We start from the raw sequence: 20,679 nt of genomic DNA on the forward strand, positions 1-20,679 counted from the left end.
GCCGACACAAGGAAGGTAAACCAGTGAGCGGCGTGCAGCGCCTCGGTCGGATCGTAGGACCCGCCGTGCGCCTCGAGGGCGGACGGGCTCAGGAAGGCCGGCCGCCGCGGCGGGCGCCGCTCCTCGTTGCTCATCCCCGCAGGCTAACCTCTGTGGTCGCGTGTCCGGTCGCTAGAGCGTCGGCGGGCGCCGGGCGTCTCCGCCGACGCGTCAGGGGCGGGAACCTCGCCGACGGCGCCCTGCCCGTCGGGCACCGGCCACGCCTCGATCACCTCACGCTCCTCGGCGACCGCGGCGAGGATCTGGAACAGGGTCTCCTGAGCCGGCTCCGGGCCGCGCTCGACCGTGGCCACCCGGTCGGCGACGTAGAGGGCCAGCTGCGCGAGCCGGAGGTTGTGGTTGTTCGAGATCCCGCGGAGCAGCGAGAAGGCGGTATCGGCGTCGACCCCGTAGGCGAGCATGAGCGCACCCTTGACCTGGTCGATGACGCCGCGCGTCCGGAGCGTCTCCTCGAGGGCGGTGGTGACACCGGCTCGCACGTCGTTGCCGAGCTGGACCGTCACGTCGACGAAGTAGAGGTGCACCATGACGCAGCGGTCATTGGCACGGATCGGCTCCCCCACGGCGATGACGTCGCGGACGCGCTGCCCGGCATCGACGATCCGGTGGCGCACCGTGAAGGGCCGGCCCGCCGCCCAGGCGGGAGCGCACACGGCCCGCACGGTCTGCCGGTCGTCGGGGTGGATGTGGGTTTCCATGACGGCCAGAGTGGGCACCACCTCACCGACGGCGAACCCGTACAGCGCGTACATCTGCGGGGACCACCACAGGATGTCGGCGACGGCGTCATACCGGCACGCCGCGACGGGTGGTGCACTGGCCTCGCTGAAGTGCCGAGCCGAGTCCTTGAACTGCGACATGCCGAGGTTCTCCTGCTCCATGGCGAGCGGCCATGACACCTGACGTCTGGGGAGACGGAACACAAGCAGGCTGGTGGCTCAACCAGGCCTCAGGATAGCGGTCGCCGCTTCGATCTCGAAGCAGGTGCGTCTGTCCCTCAGTCGCTCGAAGGACGCTGCCCACCGACCGGCGCATTGGCGACGCCGTGAGCGGGTACGGGCCCAGCAGACCGGGCGCTTCGCGCCATGACGAGCAGGAGGCGTGATGGGCACACTGTCGGCGGCATGGCTCGGGGCGACGACGTCGACGGCGGCGCCCATGGCGGACACACCGAACTATGCGGGCAACGGCCAGCTCGTCGTGGCGTGCATCGTCGGCATCCTCGCCGTGGTCGTCCTCATCACGGTCGTCAAGCTGCACCCGTTCCTGTCCCTCATGCTCGGCTCCGCCGTGCTCGGGGCCATCGCCACGATGCCGCCGGGCGACATCGTCACGAGCTTCACCAACGGGTTCGGCTCGACGACCGGTTCGGTCGGCCTTCTGATCGCGCTGGGGGCGATGATCGGCAAGATGCTCGAGGACTCGGGCGGCGCGTCGAAGATCGTCGCGACGATGGTGGGCAGTGTCGGACGGGGCGGCCTGCCGTGGATCATGGCCCTCATCGCGGGCGTCCTCGGTCTGCCGCTGTTCTTCGAGGTCGGCGTCGTCCTGCTCGTGCCCGTGGTCATCCTGGTCGCGAGCCGGACCGGCCTGTCGCTCATGAAGGTCGGCATCCCCGCGCTCGCCGGCCTGTCGGTGCTCCATGGCCTGGTGCCGCCACACCCGGGCCCGTTGACCGCCATCGGGCTGCTCAAGGCGGACCTCGGGCGGACCCTCATCTTCGGGATCATCATCGCGATCCCCACCGTCATCATCGCCGGCCCCGTCCTCGCGCAGCTCGTCGACCGGTGGGTGCCCAAGCACGCCGACACCGCGGCGCTCGTGACAGCCGGGGCAGGTCCACGCAACGCACTCGGCGGCCGTGCCGGAACGGGCACCGAGGACAGCGAGGACACCAAGGCTTCGGAGCGGCACCTCGGCGATCTCGAGGACGAGGCGGTCGAGCCCGGCCGGCGCCCGGTCCGGTTCGGCACCGCGATCCTCGCCATCACGCTGCCCGTGCTCCTGATGCTCGCGGACGCCATCACGAAGATCGTCGTCAGCGACAAGAACGCGCCGTCGCGCAAGATCTTCGACCTGCTGGGCAACCCGACGGTGGCCCTGCTCATCGCGGTCCTCTTCTGCTACTTCTTCCTCGGCCTGGGCTCCGGCATGGGGCGTGAGCGGTCGAGCAACACGCTGGGCGCGAGCCTGCCGCCGGTCGCAGGCATCATCCTCATCGTCGCCGCGGGCGGCGGCTTCAAGCAGACCCTCGTCGACGCCGGAGTGGGCAACGTCATCCGCGACTGGGCGACCGGCGTGCACTTCTCCGCTCTGCTGCTCGGCTGGCTCGTCGCGGTGCTGATCCGCCTGGGCACCGGCTCGGCGACCGTCGCCACCATCACTGCGGCGGGCATCGTCGGACCGCTCGCCTCGACGTTGTCGACGAACCACCTGGCCCTGCTCGTGCTCGCTGTCGGCTGCGGCTCCCTCTTCTTCAGCCATGTCAACGACGCCGGCTTCTGGCTCGTCAAGGAGTACTTCGGCCTCTCGGTCTGGGAGACGATCAAGTCGTGGTCGGTCATGGAGACCGTCATCTCGGTCGTCGGCTTCGCCCTCGTGCTCCTCGCCAGCGTCTTCTTCTGACGCTGTCCCCAGCCCGCGTCGCGCGAGCGGGTATGCCGCGTCGCTGACCTTGCGAGCGAGTCCGGCTCCCCGGGCCGTATGCCGCCCACCTGGGTCCCGGACGGCAGCATGGTGAGTGGGGCGGCTGGCACGTTGCGACAATGTCGCCATGGTCGAGCAGAGCCTCTGGACACGAAAGATCACGGCCGACCCCGGCCACTCCGACTGGTACGTCGAGCGCTTCCGCGCCATGGCTCGTGCCGGTGAGGACCTCGCCGGCGAGGCACGGCTCGTCGACGCACTCGTCCCCCGGCACGCGCGGATCCTCGACGCCGGCTGCGGCCAGGGCCGAACCGGGGCCCACCTGCACTCGGTTGGACACGACGTCGTGGGCGTCGACGGCGACGCCCGGCTCATCGCCGCGGCCGAGCAGGACCACCCGGGGCCGCGGTGGCTGGTCGGAGATCTCGCCGAGCTCGACCTGCCCACACGGGGCATCAACGAGCCGTTCGACGCCGTCGTCAGCGCCGGCAACGTGATGGCCTTCCTGGCGCCGAGCACTCGGCGGCCCGTGCTGCAGCGGCTGCATGCACATCTCGTCCCGGGCGGGCGGGCAGCCATCGGCTTCGGTGCCGGGCGGGGCTACGAGTTCAGTGCCTTCCTCGACGATGCTGCCCACGCCGGCTTCGCGACCGACCTGCTGCTGTCCGCCTGGGACCTGCGTCCGTTCACGGACGACTCGACCTTCCTCGTCGCCCTACTGCGGCGACCCTGACCCGGCGGCGAGGCCGGCGGCGGCCCGGCCGAGAGACGTGGCCAGCAGGGCGGCGCCGGTCCCGATGTCGTGACCCAGCCGCAGCACCTGCGCGGGGGCGCGGTCCTGCTCAGCGCCGCCGACGGCGATGAGCAGGTCCGGACGCGCTCGACGCACGGCTGCCACGACCGCCGCAACCTGCTCGACGTCGTCCGGCGTGGGCACGGCGAGCACGAGCGCGGCGGGCCCCCGCTCCCGGGCGGCGCTGACCCAGTCGGCGACGGGCAGGTCGGCGCCGAGGTAGTCCGTCGCGAGCCCGCGGCGTCGGGCGGCCACTGCGAACGCGAGCAGTCCCAGCTCGTGCCGGCCGCCCGGGCCGAGACCGACGAGCACGGGCGGCCCGGAGGCGAAGCTCGCCGCAGCCTCGTAGCCGGCTGCGAGTCGCCGCTGCACCGCGTTGGAGACGAAGTGCTCGCCCGCGACGCTGATCCGGCCCGCCGCCCAGGCCGCCCCGAGCCCACCCATCGCCGGCATCAGGTGCTGGTCGACCACGGCCTCGAAGGATCCGACGGCGAACATCTCGTCGAGGGCCGCAGCGAGGGCCTCGGCATCGAGGGCCGCGCCGGCCTCGACGAGCACCTCGGCGAACGCCGCGGACGATGGCTGCGCGCGCGGGGAGTCCTCGACGCCCAGCGGCACAGCGGGGCGGGGCCGCTTGTCCTGCGCGGCCTCGGCCTCGAGCCGGCGGGTCGCCTCCCCCGCCGCGAGGCTCGGCGTCCAGCCGTCGTTGACGAGCTGGGCCATCAGGGCGAGGGCCCGGACATCCTTCTCGTCGTAGAGCCGGTAGCCGCCGTCGCTTCGCGTCGGTGCGACGATGCCATAGCGGCGCTCCCAGGCGCGCAGCGTCGCGGCGCTGATCCCGACCTGCTCGGCAGCCCGCTTGATGGTGTACATCGACCGACAGCCTAGGCGGCGAGCCGGTCGAGGCACTGGTAGAGGCCACGCTCGGCCTCGTCACCGAGTCGGCGGAACGCCGGCGACAGCAGTGGCGCGACGAGCCGAGCGGGGCCCTTGAAGGAGAAGGCCGCCCGGTAGGTCACTCGGGTGCCCCCGGTGGGCGTCCGCACGAACGTCATCGTGTCGTCGGCGACGACGGTGCGGTTCTCCCCCCGCAGGTGGATGACGCTGCCCGGAACGAGCTGCTCGACGACATAGGTCAGCTCGGTCTCCCGGCCGAGGAACCGGGACCTGTTGTGGTACCGCGTGCCGACTCCGCCGTCCCCGGCGACGCGGCTCGTCCGCACGGTTCCCGGATCCCACTCGGTCGTCGTCGTGAAGTCGGCCAGATACCCGAAGACCGCCTCGAGCGGGGCGGCGGTCGTGACGGTGCGCTCGATGTGCATACCTTCTCCAAACCTTTGACAAACCTTGTACGGACATTCTAGGGTCGAAACCGTCGCCGCAGCAATCTGGAGGATCGAGATGGCAGAACGAACCCGGCCCACCGTCGCCGTGATCGGGGCAGGAGTGTCCGGCCTCACCGCCGCGCACCTGCTCAACCGCACCCACGACGTGACCGTCTACGAGGCCGAGGACCGACTCGGAGGGCACGCGCACACCCACGAGGTGACGAGCACGGCCGGAGCACCCCTGCGCATCGACAGCGGGTTCATCGTGATGAACGACCGGACCTACCCCCACCTGCTGCGGCTCTTCGAGGAGCTCGAGGTGCAGACCCGGCCCACCGAGATGAGCATGAGCATCACCTGCGAGCAGTGCGGTCTGTCCTACGCCGGCGGCCGTGGCCTCGGCGGCATCCTCGCCCAGCCCCGCCGGCTCGCGGACCCCCGCTTCGTCAGCCTGCTCCGACAGGTCCCCCGCTTCCATCGCGAGGCCCGACGGCTGCTAGAGACGGGCGGCGGTGACCCGACCTGGTCGGAGTTCCTCGAGCACGGCGGCTACACCGACTACTTCATCAGCCACTTCGCGATCCCCCTCGTGGCGTGCGTCTGGTCGTGTGGCGACCAGGACGCCGGCGCCTATCCCGCGCGCCACCTCTTCCGGTTCCTCGACCACCACGGGATGCTGCGCATCACGGGGTCCCCGACGTGGCGGACCGTCGTCGGCGGATCGCGCAGCTATGTGGAGCGCCTCACCGAGCGCCTGCCGGACGTGCGCACCGGCGTGGCCGTGTCCGCCGTGGAGCGGCATGACGACGCGGTCGACGTGCGGACCGCGGCCGGAACGGCACGCTTCGACCGGGTCGTCATCGCGACCCACGCGGACCAGGCCCTCGACCTCCTCGCCGACGCGACCCCGGACGAGAAGTCGGACCTCGCGTCGATCACCTATTCCCGCAACGAGACCTGGCTGCACCGCGACGCGTCCCTGCTGCCCGACCTGCCGCGTGCCCGCGCGTCGTGGAACTACCGCCTCCCCAGCTGTGTGGGCGGGGCCGAGCGCGTCGTCGTCAGCTACTGGATGAACCGGCTCCAGGGCCTGGCCGACGAGCACGAGCACGTCGTCACGCTCGGGGCGACCGAGCGCATCCACCCGGCGACCGTCACCGCCCGGATGAGCTACACCCACCCCGTCTTCACCGCCAGGGCCGTGGCGGCCGCCGAGCGCCTGCGTGCAGCCGGCGGCGACCGGCTGGCCTTCGCCGGGGCGCATCTCGGCTGGGGCTTCCACGAGGACGGCTGCCGCTCGGGCGTTGCCGCGGCCCGCAAGTTCGGGGTCGCGTGGTGACCGTGCCGGCGCCACCCCAGGTGCCCGCCCTCGTCGTGGGCGAGGTGACCCACACCCGCCGCGTCCCCGTGCGGCACGCGTTCCGCCACCGGTCCTACCAGTGGCTCGTCGACCTCGACGACCTCCCGGAACCGCCCGCCCTGCTGCGCCCGCTCGCGCGGTTCACGGCCGCCGACCACCTCGACGGGGGCCGGCTCGGCGGCGGCATCCGCGGAGACCTCGTCCGGTTCCTCGCCGGGCGCGGCATCGCGGTCGAGCCGGACGACCGGCTCCTCATGCTCGCGAACGCCCGGGTACTCGGACACGTCTTCGACCCACTGACGGTGTTCTGGTGCCTGGGCCGCGGGGGCGACCTGCGAGCGGCCGTCTTCGAGGTGCACAACACCTACGGCGAGCGCCACGCCTACCTGCTCGAGGTCGACGAGACGGGCCGCGCCGCCACCGACAAGCAGTTCTACGTCTCCCCCTTCAACGACGTGTCCGGCCGCTATGACATCCGCCTCCGGCTGGAGCGCCGGCGCGTCAGCGTCGTCGTCGGCCTCGACCGCGCCGGCGAGCGGGTGCTCACCGCCACGAGCCGGGGCACGCCCGAGCCGGCGACGACCCGGGCGCTGCTGCGCGTCGCCCTGACCCATCCCCTGATGACCCAGCGCGTGAGCGCACTGATCCGCTTCCACGGCATCCGGCTGTGGCGCCGCCTTCCCGTCCTGCCCCGTCCGCCCCACCCCAAGGAGGCCGTGCGATGACCACGCACACCCCCACCATCTCCCGTCCCGTCCCCGCGCCCGTCGTGCCGTCATCCAGTGCCACGCGTCTCGGCGCGCGGGCCCTGGCCGCCCGCACCCTCTTCCGGATGGCCGCCCGACGGGTGCCGGTCGACATCGCCCTGCCCGACGGGACCCTTTTGCCCGCCGCGCCCGGCCCACGGCGCACGGGTGCGGCGCCCGGCGGGCACGGCTCACCGGCCCGGCCCCGGATCGAGCTGGTCCGGCCCGAGGCCTTCTACCGACGGTTGGCGCGCGAGCCGAAGGTCGGCATCGGCGAGGGCTACACGTCGGGCGAGTGGCGGGCGGCCCCGGGCACGGACCTGGCTGATGCCCTCACGCCCTACGCAGAGCGCGTCGAAGCGGTGCTGCCCGGCTGGCTGCTCCGGCTCCGGCGATTCGTGGACCAGCCGATCCCGGGCACCCAGCGCGGCGCCCGAGCCCACACCCAGGCGAACATCGCCGCCCACTACGACCTGAGCAACGAGCTGTTCGCGGCGTTCCTCGACCCCACCCTGACCTACAGCTCGGCGCTGTTCGACCCGGACCTGCCGCTCCCGGAGCAGGACCTGGCCGACGCCCAGCAGCGCAAGGTGCAGGCCGTCCTCGACCTGGCCGGAGCCCGTCGAGGCACCCGCCTGCTCGAGATCGGGACCGGCTGGGGCACCCTCGCGATGGAGGCCGCTCGCCGGGGGGCGGACGTCACGACCGTCACCCTCTCCGTCGAGCAGGCCGACCTGGCGCGCAAGCGCATCGCCGAGGCGGGGCTCGGCGACCGGGTCGAGGTCGTCGTGCAGGACTACCGGGACGTCACCGGCCGCTATGACGCCGTCGTCAGCGTCGAGATGATCGAGGCCGTCGGCGAGCAGTACTGGCCGGAGTACTTCGCCACGCTGGCCCGACTGGTGCGACCCGGCGGCAGCATCGCCCTGCAGTCGATCCTCATGTCACACGACCGCTACCTCGCGACTCGTAACTCCTACGGGTGGATCCAGAAGCACATCTTCCCCGGCGGCATCATTCCCTCTCCCACCGCGATCCGCCAGCACGCGGCCGCGGCCGGGCTGCGCGTGGCGAGCGAGCACTCCTTCGGCCCCGACTACGCCGAGACGTTGCACCGCTGGCGCGACACCTTCCTCGCTGTCTGGCCATCGATCCGCTCGGAGCAGTTCGACGAGACCTTCCGCCTGACCTGGGAGTTCTACCTGGCCTACTGCGAGGCGGGCTTCCGGGCCGGCTACCTCGACGTCGCGCAGTTCCGGCTGGAGACCACCACGACCGGAGTCGCCCGGTGATTAGGCATGCGAAGACCCTTGCGGGGCAGCGGTGCTGGGTCGTGGGCGCCTCGAGCGGGATCGGTGCGGCCGTCGCGAACGAGCTCGTCGCCCGCGGTGCGCGCGTCGCCATCAGCGCCCGCCGTGAGGACCGGCTGGCCGACGTGTCGGCCGGCCGCATGCTCGTCGCCCCGTGCGACGTCACCGACCCCGACCAGGTGACGGCTGCGGCCACGGAGGTCCACCAGCGCCTCGGCGGACCCGACATCGTCGTGTGGAGCGCCGGCACGTGGCAGCAGTTCGACGCCGCGCGGTGGGATCGCGAGGGCTTCGCCCGCCACGTCGAGGTCAACCTGCTCGGCCTGAACAACCTCCTCGCCGCAACGGTGCCCCCGATGGTCGAGGCCCGTTCCGGCCACCTCGTCGGCGTGGCCTCCGTCGCGGGCTACCGCGGGCTGGCGGGCGCGGAGGCGTACGGCGCGACGAAGGCCGCGCAGCTGCACCTGCTCGAGTCCCTGCGCGCCGGGCTGGCCGGCCACGGCGTCCGCGTGACGACAGTTGCGCCCGGTTTCGTGCGTACGGAGATGACAAGTGGGAACACGTTCCCCATGCCGTTCCTCATCGAGCCCGACCAGGCGGCCCGGGCCATCGCCGACGGGCTCGAACGCGGCGACCACGAGATCGTCTTCCCGCTGCCGATGGCCGTGCTGATGAAGATCGCCTCGGTGCTGCCGGTGCGGGTCTGGGACGCGGTCGCGTCTCGCCTCGCCCGGTCCGGAGGGTCATGACGACGAGCATCCTGTGGTTTCGCCGCGACCTGCGTCTCGGCGACCACCCCGCTCTGCTCGCGGCGGCGGCCGCGGCCGACGAGGTCGTGCCGCTCTTCGTTCTCGACCCGGCGCTGCTCCGCTCCGCAGGGGCGCGTGCCGGTCGCCTCCGGGCCTCGCTCACGGCACTGCGAGACGACCTCGACGGGGCGCTCGTCATCCGCACGGGTGACCCGGCCGAGGTGGTGCCCGACCTCGCCGCCGAGGTGGGCGCCGACGAGGTCCACGTCACCGTGGAGACGACGCCCTATGGGCGACGCCGCGACGAGCGCGTCGCAGCACGGCTCGGCGCAGTCGGTGCGCGGCTCGTCCCGACCGGCAGCCCGTATGCCGCTGGGCCGGGGACGGTCCGGACGGCTCAGGGCGGCCCCTACCGGGTCTTCACCCCGTTCTCCCGGGCGTGGCGCGCGCAGGGCTGGCCGGCACCGGCCAACCCGGCGGACGTCGCGTGGCGCACCGGCGTGCCGGGTGAGCCCCTCGACGGACCGGACGAGCCGGACGACGCCGGCGAGCGGGCTGCGTTGAAGCGGTGGAAGGCGTTCCTCGAGACGGAGCTCACGTCATACGGCATCGACCGGGACCGGCCCGACCTCGACGCGACGAGCCGGATGTCCGTCCCCCTCAAGTACGGGGAGGTGCACCCGCGCACCCTGCTCGCGGACCTCGCGCCGCGACGCTCCCCCGCGACGGCCACGAGCGTCGACCGGTTCGTCACCGAGCTCGCGTGGCGCGAGTTCTACGCCGACGTGCTGTGGCACGACCCGGAATCAGCCTGGCACGACTGGCGCGACGAGCTGCGTGGGATGCCCTACGACGACGAGCCGGGGCTCGTCGAAGCCTGGCGGGCGGGACGGACGGGCTACCCCTTCGTCGACGCGGGCATGCGCCAGCTGCTCGCCGAGGGCTGGATGCACAACCGGCTGCGCATGGTGACCGCCAGCTTCCTCGTCAAGGACCTGCACACGTGGTGGCCGGTCGGAGCGCGGCACTTCCTCGAGCACCTGCTCGACGGCGACCTCGCCTCGAACAACCACGGCTGGCAGTGGGTCGCGGGGACCGGGACGGACGCCGCGCCGTACTTCCGCGTGTTCAACCCGGTGACGCAGGGACTGCGGTTCGACCCCGATGGCGACTACGTGCGCCGGTGGGTCCCGGAGCTGCGCCACCTGTCCGGCGCCGCCGTCCACGAGCCGTGGCGCCACGACGACGGGTACGACCGCGGCTACGCGGAGCGGGTCGTCGACCACGCCGACGAACGACGGGACGCGCTCGCCCGCCTCGCCGTCGTCAAGGGACGTCCCCGGTGATCTCGCCCGTCACCGAGCTGCGCCGCTTCCTCGAGGCGGCGCTCGTCCGGCCGGTGGCGGTCGACGCGCCCCGTCCCACTCCGCGTGCCGTCCGGCGCAGACGGCTCGTCGCGGGGGTCACCCTGCTGGTCGGCGGGATCGGTCTGGCCCTGACCCTGCGGGTCCGGCCGGGCGACCCGGCCTTCTTCCGGCTCGGCTTCGCCCTCGCCGCTGTCTGGACCGTCGGCGCCCTCCTCTCCGGCCCGCTGCACCTCGGCTCCGGGCAGACGCGGGCAGGGCGGCGGTCGCGACCGGTAGTGCAGTCGCTGGTGCTGGCCGCACTGCTGCTCGTGGTCTTTCTCGCCGGCGCACTCGTCGTGGCACGCGTGCCGGTGCTGCGCGACCCCGTGCTGTCCCTGCTCGACCACGCGGACACCGGCCCCCTCCCGCTGGTCGTCGCCCTCACGGTCGTCAACGGGGTGGCCGAAGAGCTCTTCTTCCGCGGCGCGCTCCAGTCGGCGCTGCCCCCGCACGCGGCGATCGCCGGGACGACCGCCCTCTACACCCTGGCGACCGTCGGCAGCGGGGTCCCGCTGCTCGTCCTGGCGGCCCTGGCCCTCGGGCTCGTCACCGCCCTGCAGCGGCGGGTCACCGGCGGCATCCTCGGCCCCGCCATCACGCACGTCACGTGGTCGACCGGGATGCTCCTGCTCCTCCATCCGATCCTCAACCTCGCAAGGTGATAGCCATGACGAACGACCCCCGACCAGGTCCCGCACCGACGACCGGGCCCGACCTGAACGGCAGGACGCCCACAGGCGTTGCGACGGAGGAGACGGCCCCGGGGGCGGCGCCCGGGGGCCCCGGCGGGCGCGGGACCGCCCTCGTCACGGGCGCCACCGGCTACATCGGCGGTCGGCTCGTGCCCGCGCTGCTGCGGGACGGCTGGCGGGTGCGCGTGCTGGCACGGAAGGCGTCGCGGATCGAGGCCAAGCCGTGGCATGACCGGGTCGAGATCGTCGAGGGCGATGCCGGGTCACCGGCCGACCTGGACCGCGCCATGGCGGGCGTGACGGTGGCGTACTTCCTGATCCACTCGATGGGCGACGGCGACGACTTCGCCGAGCACGACCGGTCCCTGGCCAGCAACTTCGGCCGGGCGGCCCGCGACGCCGGCGTGCGCCGCATCGTCTACCTCGGCGGCCTGCACCCCCGCGGTGAGGACCTGTCCGAACACCTCGCGTCCCGCGAGGAGGTGGGCCGCATCCTGCTCGGCTCGGGGGTGCCGACCGCGGTCCTGCAGGCAGCCGTCGTGCTCGGCACCGGGTCCGCGTCCTTCGACATGCTGCGCCACCTCGCCTCCCGCCTGCCGGTCATGATCGCCCCGAAGTGGCTGCGCAACCGGGTCCAGCCGATCGCCATCGCGGACGCGATCCACTACCTGGTCGGCGCGGCGCGCCTGCCCGACTCGGTGAGCCGGACGTTCGACATCGGCGGCCCCGAGGTGATGACCTATGAGGAGATGCTGCGGCGCTACGCCGAGCTGACCGGCCACGGCCGACGTCTCATCGCCACCGTGCCCGTGCTCACCCCACGGCTGGCCAGCCTCTGGATCGGCCTGGTCACGCCCTTGGACACCGGTCTGGCCCGAACGCTCATCGACAGCGTCGTGCACGAAGTCGTCTGCACGGAGAACGACATCCGAGAGCTCGTCGGCGCCCCGCCGGGCGGTCTCACGACGTTCGCCGAGGCCGTCGGCGCGTCGGCCCAGGACGCGGTCCCCGACCGCGGACCGCGGAACCTCGCGGTCACCTCGGCGGCGACCGCGGCCGCCGCCGTCGCCGGCTCGGTGGCCACGACGACCGGCGCGGTCTGGTACCGGTCGCTCGACCTGCCGCCGTGGCAGCCGCCGCAGCTGGCCTTCCCGGTCGTGTGGACCGCCCTCTACGCGGACATCGCGACGACCTCCGCCGCGGTGCTGACCGACCTCGAGCGACAGGGCAGGGTCGAGGAGGCGAGGGCCTACCGGCGGGCCCTCTTCGTGAACCTGTCCCTGAACGCCGGCTGGAGCGTGGTCTTCTGGCGGTTCCGCCGCCCCTGGGTGGCGGCGGTCGAGAGCGCCCTGCTGACCGCGAGCTCGGCGGACTTGGCGCGCCGGGCGGGCGCGTCGAGCAGTGCCCGGCGCGCCAGGTTGGTGCCGTATGCCGCGTGGACCGCCTTCGCGACGGCACTCACGACGAGCATCGCCCGCCGCAACTAGTGCTGCGCCTACCCGCTCTCGTCGCCGGCGGAGTCGGCGGGCGGGTAGTCCTCGGCGTCGTCGCCGGTGACGGGGAGCTGTTGCTCCAGCCAGTCGGCCTCCGAGGCCTCCGGCTCGGGTGTCGCGCCCACCCCCGCCAGCTCGGCGGTCTCGCCGTCCGGGTCGTCCGACACCGGTTCCTGCTGCTCGACGAGGTCGTGCTCCGCCGCCTCGTGCTCGAACGTCGAGTCGGTCATGACAGGCCCTCCTTCTCTTCGCGCAGTTGTGCGTTCTCTGCCTCCAGATGGAGCACCATCGCGATGCCCGCGAGGTTGAGTCCTGCGTCCAGCAGTTGCCCAATGCGGCGCAGCCGTACCAAGTCGTTGGCGCTGTAGCGCCGGGTGCCGCCGGGCGTGCGGTCGGGCAGGAGCAGGTCGCGGGTCTCGTAGAACCGCAGCGACTGCTCGCTCATCCCGACCAGCTCGGCGGCGACCGAGATGCCATAGACGCCGCGGTCCGCATCGGGCGTCGCCGTCGCCGCGGGCGACAGGTCGATGGTCGACTCTTGCACTCGCTTCCTTCCCGTGCTATATCAAACCTATGACCGTCACTGTAGATCAGTGAGGGTCGCGCTGATACATCGCCTCTGCAGATTCGAAAGGAGAGAGAGGTGGTTGCGATGCTGATGCGCCCCAACCCCTTCCGCGAGTTCGACCGTCTCGCCGAGCAGGTCTTCGGCGTGACCGGGACCCTCGCCCGCCCTGCGGCCATGCCGATGGACGCCTGGCGCGACGGCGACACCTTCCTCGTCGAGCTCGACCTACCGGGGGTGCGCCCCGACTCCATCGACGTCGACGTCGAACGCAACGTCGTCACCGTCAGGGCCGAGCGGCCCACCGAGGACAACCGCGAGATGATCGCGGCGGAACGGCCGCGCGGCGTCTTCAGCCGACAGCTGTTCCTCGGCGACAACCTCGACACGAGCAACATCGAGGCCAGCTACGACGCAGGTGTCCTCACCCTCCGGGTGCCGGTCGCGGAGCAGGCGAAGCCCCGACGGGTCAGCGTCGTCACCAAGGACAAGGAGCACCGCCAGGCGATCAGCGCCTGAGAGCGGGGTGGTGGCCATGCCGAGCACTGGCACAGCAGACGAGGCCGCGGAGCGAGTTGCTCTCGAGGAGGAGTTCTGGGACGTCGTGCTCTCCGACGAGGAGTGGCTCCGTGCCGAGTTCGACGACGTGGTCTGCTCCATCGCCGACGCCACACCCCCGACCGCGGCTCCTCGCCCGCGCAAGCCACTCGGGTGGCCGCAGCGGGCCACGGACGATCGGCCGACAGCGGGCCAGAGACCACCCCGGACGGTGGCCCGGCTCGCCGTGGCCCGTCAGCGCGGACCGCCCGAGCGCCCATCGCGACAATCGAACCCGACCTGAGACCGGGAGGTGATGTCCCCGCCCTTCGAGTCCCTCACCAGCGGCCACCGACTGCCCCGCACCGCTTTGCTCCAGCGCGCGCTCTGCGTCACCCATCGGGTCGAATGCGGCGCCCAGCGTCTTGACGACGCAGTTGTTCTCGCGGGCCCAGCCGGTGGCCGCTCCCATGCCCGGCGCGGAAAGTGGCACGTGCCCGACCCGGCTCACGACTTCGCCTCCGAGTCGGCGAACTGGCCGGCGACGACGACGTCCGTGGAGGAGTGCGCGACGACGGACAGCGCGATGGTGGCCCCGACCAGATGGAAGAGGTGATCACCCTCGGGGATCCCGGCGCTGAGGACGAGCAGGCCGTAGACGACGGACGCAAAGCCCTTGGGCCCGAACCACATCGCGGCAACCTGCTCCTTGAGCGGGAACCGCGAGCCGAGGAACGAGAGGTACAGCGCCGCCGGGCGGGCAACAACGAGGGCGAGAACGGCGAACAGCCAGCCCTCCCAGCCGACGTCGCGGAAGAGGAAGGTCGGCGTGAGGAGGGCGCCGAAGACGAGGATTCCGACGAGCTTGAGCTGCTCCGCAACCAGCTCTCCCACGCGCTCGAACTCCTTCTTGAACCGTGGCGAGAGCGAGGCCACCGTCGCACCGGCCGTGAAGGCAGCCAGGAAGAGGTTGGCCTGCGTCGTCAGGCACAGGCCGAGAACCACCAGCCCGGTCGCGGCCGGGAGCAAGGGCTGCAAGGACTCCGTCGCTGCGAGCAGGGGCACTCGCTCGAGCAGGATGACCACGCTGGGCACCACGATGCCGATCGCCACCCCGAGCAGCAGCTCCTCAGCCAGCTGCCAGCCGCCACTTCCCTGCGCCCCCGCCGCCGACAGGAGGAGCAGGACGATCGGAAGCGCCAGGCCATCGTTGAGCCCGGACTCGACGTTGAGCAGATGCCTCAGGCGCGCCGGAACCTCGCCCCTGCCGACGATCGCGGCGGCGAAGACGGGGTCGGTCGGTGAGAGGACAGCACCGAGCAGGAACGCCTCGAGCCACGGCAGCCCCACCAGCCAGTGAGCGACAAAGGCGGTGAGCAGGAGGGTGATGGGCAGTCCGAGGAGCAGGGCGCGGCCGGGGAGCCGCCACGCCCTGCGCAGCTCGCCGAGGCCGGCCTTCATGCCGTCGCTGTAGAGCACGGAGAACAGCGCCAGCTCGGCGAGAACGGACACCGCCGCGTCACCCTGCTGCACGTGCAGGACGTCGAGCACGCCCGGGCCGAGGACGAAGCCGCCGACGAGGAAGATCACGGTGCTCGACAGGATCGTCCGATGCGCGATCTCGGAGAGCAGCACCCCGATCACGAGCAGGACGGCGAAACAGAGCACGAGGACGGGGATGTCCACATTGGCCTTTCGCGGAGGTCGGTCAGCTGGACGTACTGGGGACAGGCGGTGCTTACCCCGACCACGGCCCAGCGACGCGGTCGGCGCCCCAAGCGGCCCCCACCCGCTGAGGTCTGCCATCACCCCTTGGGTAGCCGCCCCGGTCTCCGGTTCCCTGCCGTTGCGCCCCGCGCCCCGGTGTAGAGGCTGCAGCCGCTCACCACCCGAGGCGGCCTGCGGCATCGACCTCCGCCAAGGGCTCCCCCGCAGCCAGCGCGAAGGCCTCGAGGGCGGAGATCAGGGCGTCGCGTTGTCCCTCCGGCATCCGCCGGACGATGGCTGCGATGGCGCCCCGGCGGCGGCGGGTGACCGTGGAGACAATACGTGCGCCCTCCGCGGTGAGGTCCACCCGCACCTCTCTGCGGTCCTCCGGGTTCTCTCGACGACTGACGAGTCCGAGTCCCAGCAGCCGGTCGACCTGCCGCTGGGCCGTCGAGGAGTTGACCTCGAGCAGGCGGCTCAGCCGCACCAGCGTCATCGCGCCGTGGCCGGCAAGGACTACAAGCGTGCGGAACTGGGTGACGGTGACGGTCTCCTCGACCTCCGCCAGGGAGCGTGCCGACACCCCGACGAGGGTTCGCGACGCGGTGAGGAGCGAGGTCACCAGAGCGTCCGCATCGCCCTCGGAGGCGCTCCCCGGGGGGAGACGCCGACCACGCGTGTTGTCCGGCATGATGCAATGGTTGCATACTGCAAGTGATGCGCGCCGGAGACCTGTCTGCCCCCGTTGCGGCCATACTCGGCCGGATCGCCGCCTCGACCACCCGGGAACCTCTCGGCCCACGCGCTCATGGCCGCGCTGGGGGGCTGCTCGCCGTGGCCCTGCTCATCGGTGCCGGTGCAGGCGGTTTCGCGATCCTCTTCCGGTGGTTGATCACCACCTTCACGGTGCTCTTCACGGGGCACACCGACTATGCGGCCACACCTGGCGCCGCCAACCCTCACCTCCCGGCGCTGGGTCGCTGGTTCGTGGTGCTTGCCCCTGTCGTGGCTGGTCTGATCTATGGGCCGCTGGTGCACTTCTTCGCCCGCGAGGCGCGCGGGCACGGCGTCCCGGAGGTCATGTATGCCGTGGCCCGCCGCGGCGGCCGCATCGCTCCTCGGGTGGCGGCGGTCAAGGCGCTGGCATCGGCTCTCTGCATCGGTGGAGGAGGATCCGTGGGGCGGGAAGGCCCGATCGTCCAGATCGGCTCCGCCCTCGGATCGACAGTGGGCATCGTCGCTCGCGCGCCGGAGGGCCGGATGAGGCTTTTCGTCGCCTGCGGTGCAGCCGGTGGGATCGCCGCGACCTTCAACGCTCCGCTCGCCGGCGTGTTCTTCGCCCTCGAGCTGATTCTCGCGGACTTCACGACGAGCGCCTTCGGTCTCGTCGTCATCTCGGCTGTGACCTCCGCGGCCATCGGCCGGATGGCCTTCGGCAACGCCTCATTCCTGCACCTGCCGGCCTTCACCGTCACCCATCCCGGCGAGTACCTCCTCTATGCCGTCCTCGGCGTCCTCTCCGGAGTGGTGGGCGTCGCCTTCACCAAGGTGCTCTACCTCATCGAGGACGGGTGCGACTCGGTATGGCGAGGCCCGGAGTGGCTCCGACCGGCTGTTGGCGGCCTCGCCCTCGGGCTGCTCTTACTCGTCCTGCCGCAGATGTACGGCGTGGGGTATCCCGTCCTCGGCAAGGCCGTTGGCGGCGGCTACGCGCTCTGGTTCCTCCTGCTCCTGCTGGTCGGCAAGATGGTCGCGACGTCGCTGACGATCGGCATCGGCGGGTCTGGCGGGGTCTTCGCGCCCAGCCTCTTCATCGGCGCCATGCTCGGATCCGCCTACGGTTATCTCGCCCAGGAGCTGCTCCCCAACGTGGCCGGCGCAGCCGGAGCGTACGGACTGATCGGCATGGGGGCGGTCTTCGCCGGCGCGGCTCGGGCGCCCATCACCGCCGTGATCATCCTGTTCGAGCTGACCGGGGAGTACTCCATCATCCTGCCGCTCATGGCGGCCATCGTCGTCGCGACCGCCGTCAGCCACCGCCTCGGAGAGGACTCGATCTACACGCTGAAACTGCGGCGGCGCGGGATCGACCTCTCGGTTCCGGTGACCCCCGCGCAGAAGCTCCGGGTCGCAACCGCGATGGTCCCGCTCCCCAGTCCGCTGCGGGCGAGCGCCAGCCTCGCTGCCGCGGCAGCGCAGCTGAGCAGGGCGGCATACGGCGTCCTGCCCGTCACCGATGACGACGGGCGGTTCCGAGGGATCCTCACCGCCCGCGCCGTCGCGGATGCGCTGGCAGAAGGTCACGAGAGCACCGACCGAGCCGCCATCATCACCGAGCTGCCCGCCAGGATCCGCAGCGACGACACCTTGGAGACTGCCTTGCAGGCGCTGACCCTCACCGGGTGCGGGGCCATCCCCGTCTTCCCGGCCGACGGCTCCGATCAGCCGGCCGGGTGGATCACCTACCCGACCGCTCTGGCGGCGCTGTGAGGGCGCCGCGGGTCGCCCTCGCCGGGTGGTGCGTGGCCACGCTGGCTCTGGCGCTCGCGCTCGGCGGGTGCACCACAGACGTGCAGCAGCCACCTTCGCCGACGGCGCCGGGCGCCGACGTGGGCACCCGGCTCGACGCCGCCCTGCCGGCTCGCATCCTCGATCTGCCCTTCACGACCAGCGACGGACGAACGATCACCCTGCGCAGCTTTGCTGGGAGGCTCGTCGCGGTGTCCGACGCGATGACGCTGTGCCAGGAGACCTGCCCCATGGACACCGCCACCTTCGTGCAGACCGACCGGGCCGAGCAGCAGGCGGGCCGGGGAGGGGACGAGGTGTTCCTCTCGATCACCGTCGACCCACGCCGCGACGTCCCGAAGCAGCTTGCGGCGTATCGGCGGCTCTATGCGCCGCCTCCGGCCAACTGGCTGGCCCTCACCGGCTCCCAGAGCACCGTCGACACCCTGTGGAACTATCTGGGTGTCTACCGCCACCGGGTTCCCGAACCTGCAGGCCAGATAGTGCGGAACTGGCGCACCGGCGTCCCCCTGACCTACGACGTCCAGCACTCGGACGAGGTCTTCTTCCTCGACCGGCGTGGCCATGAACGGTTCGTGCTGGAAGGACCGCCCTATGCCGCGTCACAGTCGGTCCCCGCTACGTTGCAGAAGTTCCTGAACGCCCAAGGACGTGCCAACCTCGCCGCGCCGGCCGCCACGAACTGGACCGAGGCCCAAGCCCGCGCGGTACTCGACTGGCTCCATACGACGACGGGGTAAATGGCTTACGGCCAACAGAGCCCGGTGCACCGCGGGAGAATCCGGGCCCGCTCAGCCAACAGCGGATGGGAGGTGGACCGATGGTGCGGCTGCTATGGATCAGCCCTCAGGAGGCGCTCTCGGTCGTCATCGCGACCACGGGCATGTACGTGGCCATGGTCCTCATGGTCCGGCTGCTCGGACCGCGGATCCTTGCCCGCCTGTCCAGCTTCGACATGGCCGCGGTCATTGCCTTCGGTGCCGTCATCGGCCGTGCCGCGCTGGGTGATACTCCACGGTTCGGTGGCGGCCTGGTGGCCCTGGGCACCCTCGTCGCGCTGCAGGTGGTCGCCGGCCGACTGCGTCGGGTCCGCTGGGGAGACCGGGCGCTGATGCGGCACGCCGTCCTGCTCATGGCGGGTTCGGTTGTGGTGGAGGAGAACCTGCACCGGTCACACATCACGGCGAGCGACCTGCAAACCGCACTGCGGGAGGCCGGCGTTCGACGACCGAGCGAGGTCGCCGCAGTCGTCTTCGAACCCACCGGAAAGTTCAGCGTGATGCGACGCGGCGCGCCCATCGACCCGATGCTGTTGAGCGGCGTCGTCGGGGCCGCGCTCGTTCCCGCTCGCTTCCTGGGCGCTCCCGAAGCCGAGGCACGGGGCATGCAGGCCGACTAGCGGAAGGCACCGGGACGTCTGCTGACGGTGCGAGGCCGATGCTGGCCACGGGAGTGAAGCGCTGCCTCAGCTCTCTCCATCCGTCTGCGTCAGCTCGAGGCGAATACGGTCGCCATCTTGTCGGTCGACTTCAAGCCACTCCCGGTGAGGACGACAACGGTCGTCTGGTCGGCCGCAACCGTGCCATCCGTGATGAAACGGTCGAGTGCGGCCGCGGCCACGGCACTCGTGGGTTCGGCAAACAGGCCGCGTCGCGTGAGCCGGCGGACGGCTGAGCGGATCTCGTCGTCGGACACCGCCACGGCGGCGCCACCGGAACGCGGGACTGCGGCGACGGCCTCCGGGAGTCGGACGGGGCTCGCGATCGACGCCCCCTCCGCGATGGTGGCGACCCGTGGGCCGCGCGACGCCGGGTCGACACCGTTGACCGTGTCGACGATCGTGGCCCAGTGCTCCGGCTGCCCGACGAGCAGTCGCGGACGACGGGCGATGAGGCCAGCGGACATCAGCTCGGTGAACGCGATGTCACAGGCGAGGATGTTGCTGCCGGCGCCGGCGACGAGGACGACGTTGTCCGGCGCGGTGAAGTCGAGCATCTCCCACATCTCGTAGGCGATCGTCTTCGCACCTTGGAGAAACATCGGGTGCCAGTTGTGGCTGGCGTAGGGGATCCGGGCCGACTGGCGCACGGCCTCGGCGGCCACCTCGTCACGGGTGCCCCCGACGAGCTCGACCTCCGCACCGAACGCCTCGATCTGCAAGATCTTCGCGGCCGAGGTCGCCTCCGGCGCAATGATCTTCGCTGCGATCCCGGCTGCTGCGGCATACGCGGCGACGGCGGAGCCACCGTTGCCCGAGCTGTCCTCAAGGACGCGGCGAGCGCCCTGGGACCGGAGGTAGGAGACCATGACGGACACGCCCCGGTCCTTGAAGCTCGACGTGGGGTTGAACCACTCGAGCTTGAAGTGCACCCGCCGCCCGGACCAGTCGAGCGGCACCATGGGCGTCCACCCCTCGCCCAGGCTCACCCGGTGTGCGCCAGCGACGGGCAGGGCGCCCGCGTAGCGCCACAGCGACCGCTCCGAGGTGTCGATCGTGTCCGGCGTGGGGGCCGCCATGGGCGACAGCATGAGCGGGGAACCGTCCTCGCCGCGCCACCGGTCCACGGTCAGCGGATAGCGGGCGCCGGACCGGTCGCTCGCGCAGACCGGTTCAGTGCGGGCGCGGTCAGTCTGTGGCGTCATGACGCTACCCTCCGATCGTGAGGTTCCGGCGTGGAGCGGTCGCGGCGCGGCAGCGCACCGACGACCGTCCGGATCCTAGCCCGCGCAGGTCAGGGGCGAGGGTTCTCCTCAGCCT

The 20,679-nt window shown here is 71.7% G+C and carries 22 protein-coding genes; 14 read left to right on the forward strand and 8 right to left on the reverse strand.

Annotation, left to right across the window (positions count from 1 at the left end):
- Positions 1-143 precede the first annotated feature (143 nt).
- Positions 144-941: a PAS and ANTAR domain-containing protein gene (locus N864_RS23510; RefSeq protein ID WP_051518235.1), complete on the reverse strand. Its 798-nt coding sequence runs from the start codon at positions 939-941 to the stop codon at positions 144-146.
- Between the two features lie 223 nt (positions 942-1,164).
- On the opposite strand from N864_RS23510, the gene N864_RS05715 reads away from it, so the two are divergent.
- Positions 1,165-2,685, forward strand: a complete 1,521-nt coding sequence (locus N864_RS05715) for a GntP family permease (protein WP_081793408.1) — start codon at positions 1,165-1,167, stop codon at positions 2,683-2,685.
- 148 nt (positions 2,686-2,833) lie between these two features.
- Positions 2,834-3,439, forward strand: a complete 606-nt coding sequence (locus tag N864_RS05720) for a class I SAM-dependent methyltransferase (RefSeq protein WP_034714465.1) — start codon at positions 2,834-2,836, stop codon at positions 3,437-3,439.
- Here N864_RS05720 and N864_RS05725 read toward each other — a convergent pair.
- Positions 3,422-4,372, reverse strand: coding sequence for a MerR family transcriptional regulator (locus N864_RS05725; protein ID WP_051518236.1), 951 nt, complete (start codon positions 4,370-4,372; stop codon positions 3,422-3,424). The genes N864_RS05720 and N864_RS05725 overlap by 18 nt on opposite strands.
- Positions 4,373-4,383: 11 nt before the next feature.
- Positions 4,384-4,821, reverse strand: a complete 438-nt coding sequence (locus N864_RS05730) for an SRPBCC family protein (RefSeq protein WP_034714467.1) — start codon at positions 4,819-4,821, stop codon at positions 4,384-4,386.
- 79 nt (positions 4,822-4,900) lie between these two features.
- Between N864_RS05730 and N864_RS05735 the strand changes: the two genes are divergently transcribed.
- From N864_RS05735 to N864_RS05765, 7 genes are read left to right on the forward strand one after another with little or no spacing between them, the layout of a single operon-like run.
- Entirely contained in the window at positions 4,901-6,166 is a 1,266-nt protein-coding gene (locus tag N864_RS05735; RefSeq protein WP_034714469.1) for an NAD(P)/FAD-dependent oxidoreductase, read from the forward strand.
- Positions 6,167-6,168: 2 nt separating this feature from the next.
- A complete protein-coding gene (locus N864_RS05740; RefSeq protein WP_240474223.1) occupies positions 6,169-6,912 on the forward strand; it encodes a DUF1365 domain-containing protein in 744 nt (247 codons plus the stop codon).
- Complete coding sequence (locus N864_RS05745) at positions 6,909-8,225, forward strand: SAM-dependent methyltransferase (protein ID WP_034714473.1); 1,317 nt, start codon at positions 6,909-6,911, stop codon at positions 8,223-8,225. The genes N864_RS05740 and N864_RS05745 overlap by 4 nt, the downstream gene beginning before the upstream one ends.
- A gap of 41 nt (positions 8,226-8,266) precedes the next feature.
- Positions 8,267-8,992 carry an SDR family NAD(P)-dependent oxidoreductase gene (locus tag N864_RS05750; protein WP_240474224.1) on the forward strand — a complete coding sequence of 242 codons (726 nt, stop codon included), beginning with the start codon at positions 8,267-8,269 and terminating at the stop codon, positions 8,990-8,992.
- Positions 8,989-10,338, forward strand: coding sequence for a cryptochrome/photolyase family protein (locus N864_RS05755; protein ID WP_034714475.1), 1,350 nt, complete (start codon positions 8,989-8,991; stop codon positions 10,336-10,338). Before N864_RS05750 ends, N864_RS05755 begins: the two co-directional genes overlap by 4 nt.
- Positions 10,335-11,060, forward strand: a complete 726-nt coding sequence (locus N864_RS05760) for a CPBP family intramembrane glutamic endopeptidase (protein WP_034714477.1) — start codon at positions 10,335-10,337, stop codon at positions 11,058-11,060. The genes N864_RS05755 and N864_RS05760 overlap by 4 nt, the downstream gene beginning before the upstream one ends.
- 5 nt (positions 11,061-11,065) lie before the next feature.
- Positions 11,066-12,577 carry a tryptophan-rich sensory protein gene (locus N864_RS05765; protein ID WP_034714479.1) on the forward strand — a complete coding sequence of 504 codons (1,512 nt, stop codon included), beginning with the start codon at positions 11,066-11,068 and terminating at the stop codon, positions 12,575-12,577.
- An 8-nt stretch (positions 12,578-12,585) separates the two neighbouring features.
- On the opposite strand, the gene N864_RS05770 is transcribed toward N864_RS05765, so the two are convergent.
- Together N864_RS05770 and N864_RS05775 are read right to left on the reverse strand one after the other, a co-directional pair.
- The gene (locus tag N864_RS05770; RefSeq protein WP_034714481.1) at positions 12,586-12,813 is read right to left on the reverse strand and encodes a hypothetical protein; all 228 of its coding nucleotides are present in this window, start codon (positions 12,811-12,813) and stop codon (positions 12,586-12,588) included.
- Positions 12,810-13,127, reverse strand: a complete 318-nt coding sequence (locus N864_RS05775) for a MerR family transcriptional regulator (RefSeq protein WP_240474225.1) — start codon at positions 13,125-13,127, stop codon at positions 12,810-12,812. The genes N864_RS05770 and N864_RS05775 overlap by 4 nt, the downstream gene beginning before the upstream one ends.
- Before the next feature lie 108 nt (positions 13,128-13,235).
- Here N864_RS05775 and N864_RS05780 point away from each other — a divergent pair, with 108 nt between their 5' ends.
- Entirely contained in the window at positions 13,236-13,667 is a 432-nt protein-coding gene (locus N864_RS05780; RefSeq protein WP_034714517.1) for an Hsp20/alpha crystallin family protein, read from the forward strand.
- 16 nt (positions 13,668-13,683) lie between these two features.
- The gene (locus N864_RS05785) at positions 13,684-13,989 is read left to right on the forward strand and encodes a hypothetical protein (protein ID WP_155892828.1); all 306 of its coding nucleotides are present in this window, start codon (positions 13,684-13,686) and stop codon (positions 13,987-13,989) included.
- 203 nt (positions 13,990-14,192) lie between these two features.
- Here N864_RS05785 and N864_RS05790 read toward each other — a convergent pair whose 3' ends face one another.
- Together N864_RS05790 and N864_RS05795 are read right to left on the reverse strand one after the other, a co-directional pair.
- Positions 14,193-15,371: a cation:proton antiporter gene (locus N864_RS05790; RefSeq protein WP_034714485.1), complete on the reverse strand. Its 1,179-nt coding sequence runs from the start codon at positions 15,369-15,371 to the stop codon at positions 14,193-14,195.
- Positions 15,372-15,567: 196 nt separating this feature from the next.
- The gene (locus N864_RS05795; protein ID WP_034714486.1) at positions 15,568-16,083 is read right to left on the reverse strand and encodes a MarR family winged helix-turn-helix transcriptional regulator; all 516 of its coding nucleotides are present in this window, start codon (positions 16,081-16,083) and stop codon (positions 15,568-15,570) included.
- 26 nt (positions 16,084-16,109) lie between these two features.
- On the opposite strand from N864_RS05795, the gene N864_RS05800 reads away from it, so the two are divergent.
- The 3 genes from N864_RS05800 to N864_RS05815 all read left to right on the forward strand — a co-directional run bounded on the left by N864_RS05800 (position 16,110) and on the right by N864_RS05815 (position 19,320).
- On the forward strand, positions 16,110-17,882 hold the full coding sequence (locus N864_RS05800; RefSeq protein WP_081793410.1) for a chloride channel protein: 1,773 nt from the start codon (positions 16,110-16,112) through the stop codon (positions 17,880-17,882).
- Positions 17,883-17,914: 32 nt separating this feature from the next.
- Positions 17,915-18,661, forward strand: a complete 747-nt coding sequence (locus tag N864_RS23515; protein ID WP_162164508.1) for an SCO family protein — start codon at positions 17,915-17,917, stop codon at positions 18,659-18,661.
- Positions 18,662-18,741: 80 nt separating this feature from the next.
- The gene (locus tag N864_RS05815; RefSeq protein WP_034714488.1) at positions 18,742-19,320 is read left to right on the forward strand and encodes a DUF421 domain-containing protein; all 579 of its coding nucleotides are present in this window, start codon (positions 18,742-18,744) and stop codon (positions 19,318-19,320) included.
- A gap of 89 nt (positions 19,321-19,409) precedes the next feature.
- Here N864_RS05815 and N864_RS05820 read toward each other — a convergent pair whose 3' ends face one another.
- Complete coding sequence (locus N864_RS05820) at positions 19,410-20,564, reverse strand: pyridoxal-phosphate dependent enzyme (RefSeq protein ID WP_034714490.1); 1,155 nt, start codon at positions 20,562-20,564, stop codon at positions 19,410-19,412.
- Positions 20,565-20,679 lie beyond the last annotated feature (115 nt).

The sequence above is a fragment of the Intrasporangium chromatireducens Q5-1 genome, assembly GCF_000576575.1.
Classification (GTDB): domain Bacteria; phylum Actinomycetota; class Actinomycetes; order Actinomycetales; family Dermatophilaceae; genus Intrasporangium_A; species Intrasporangium_A chromatireducens.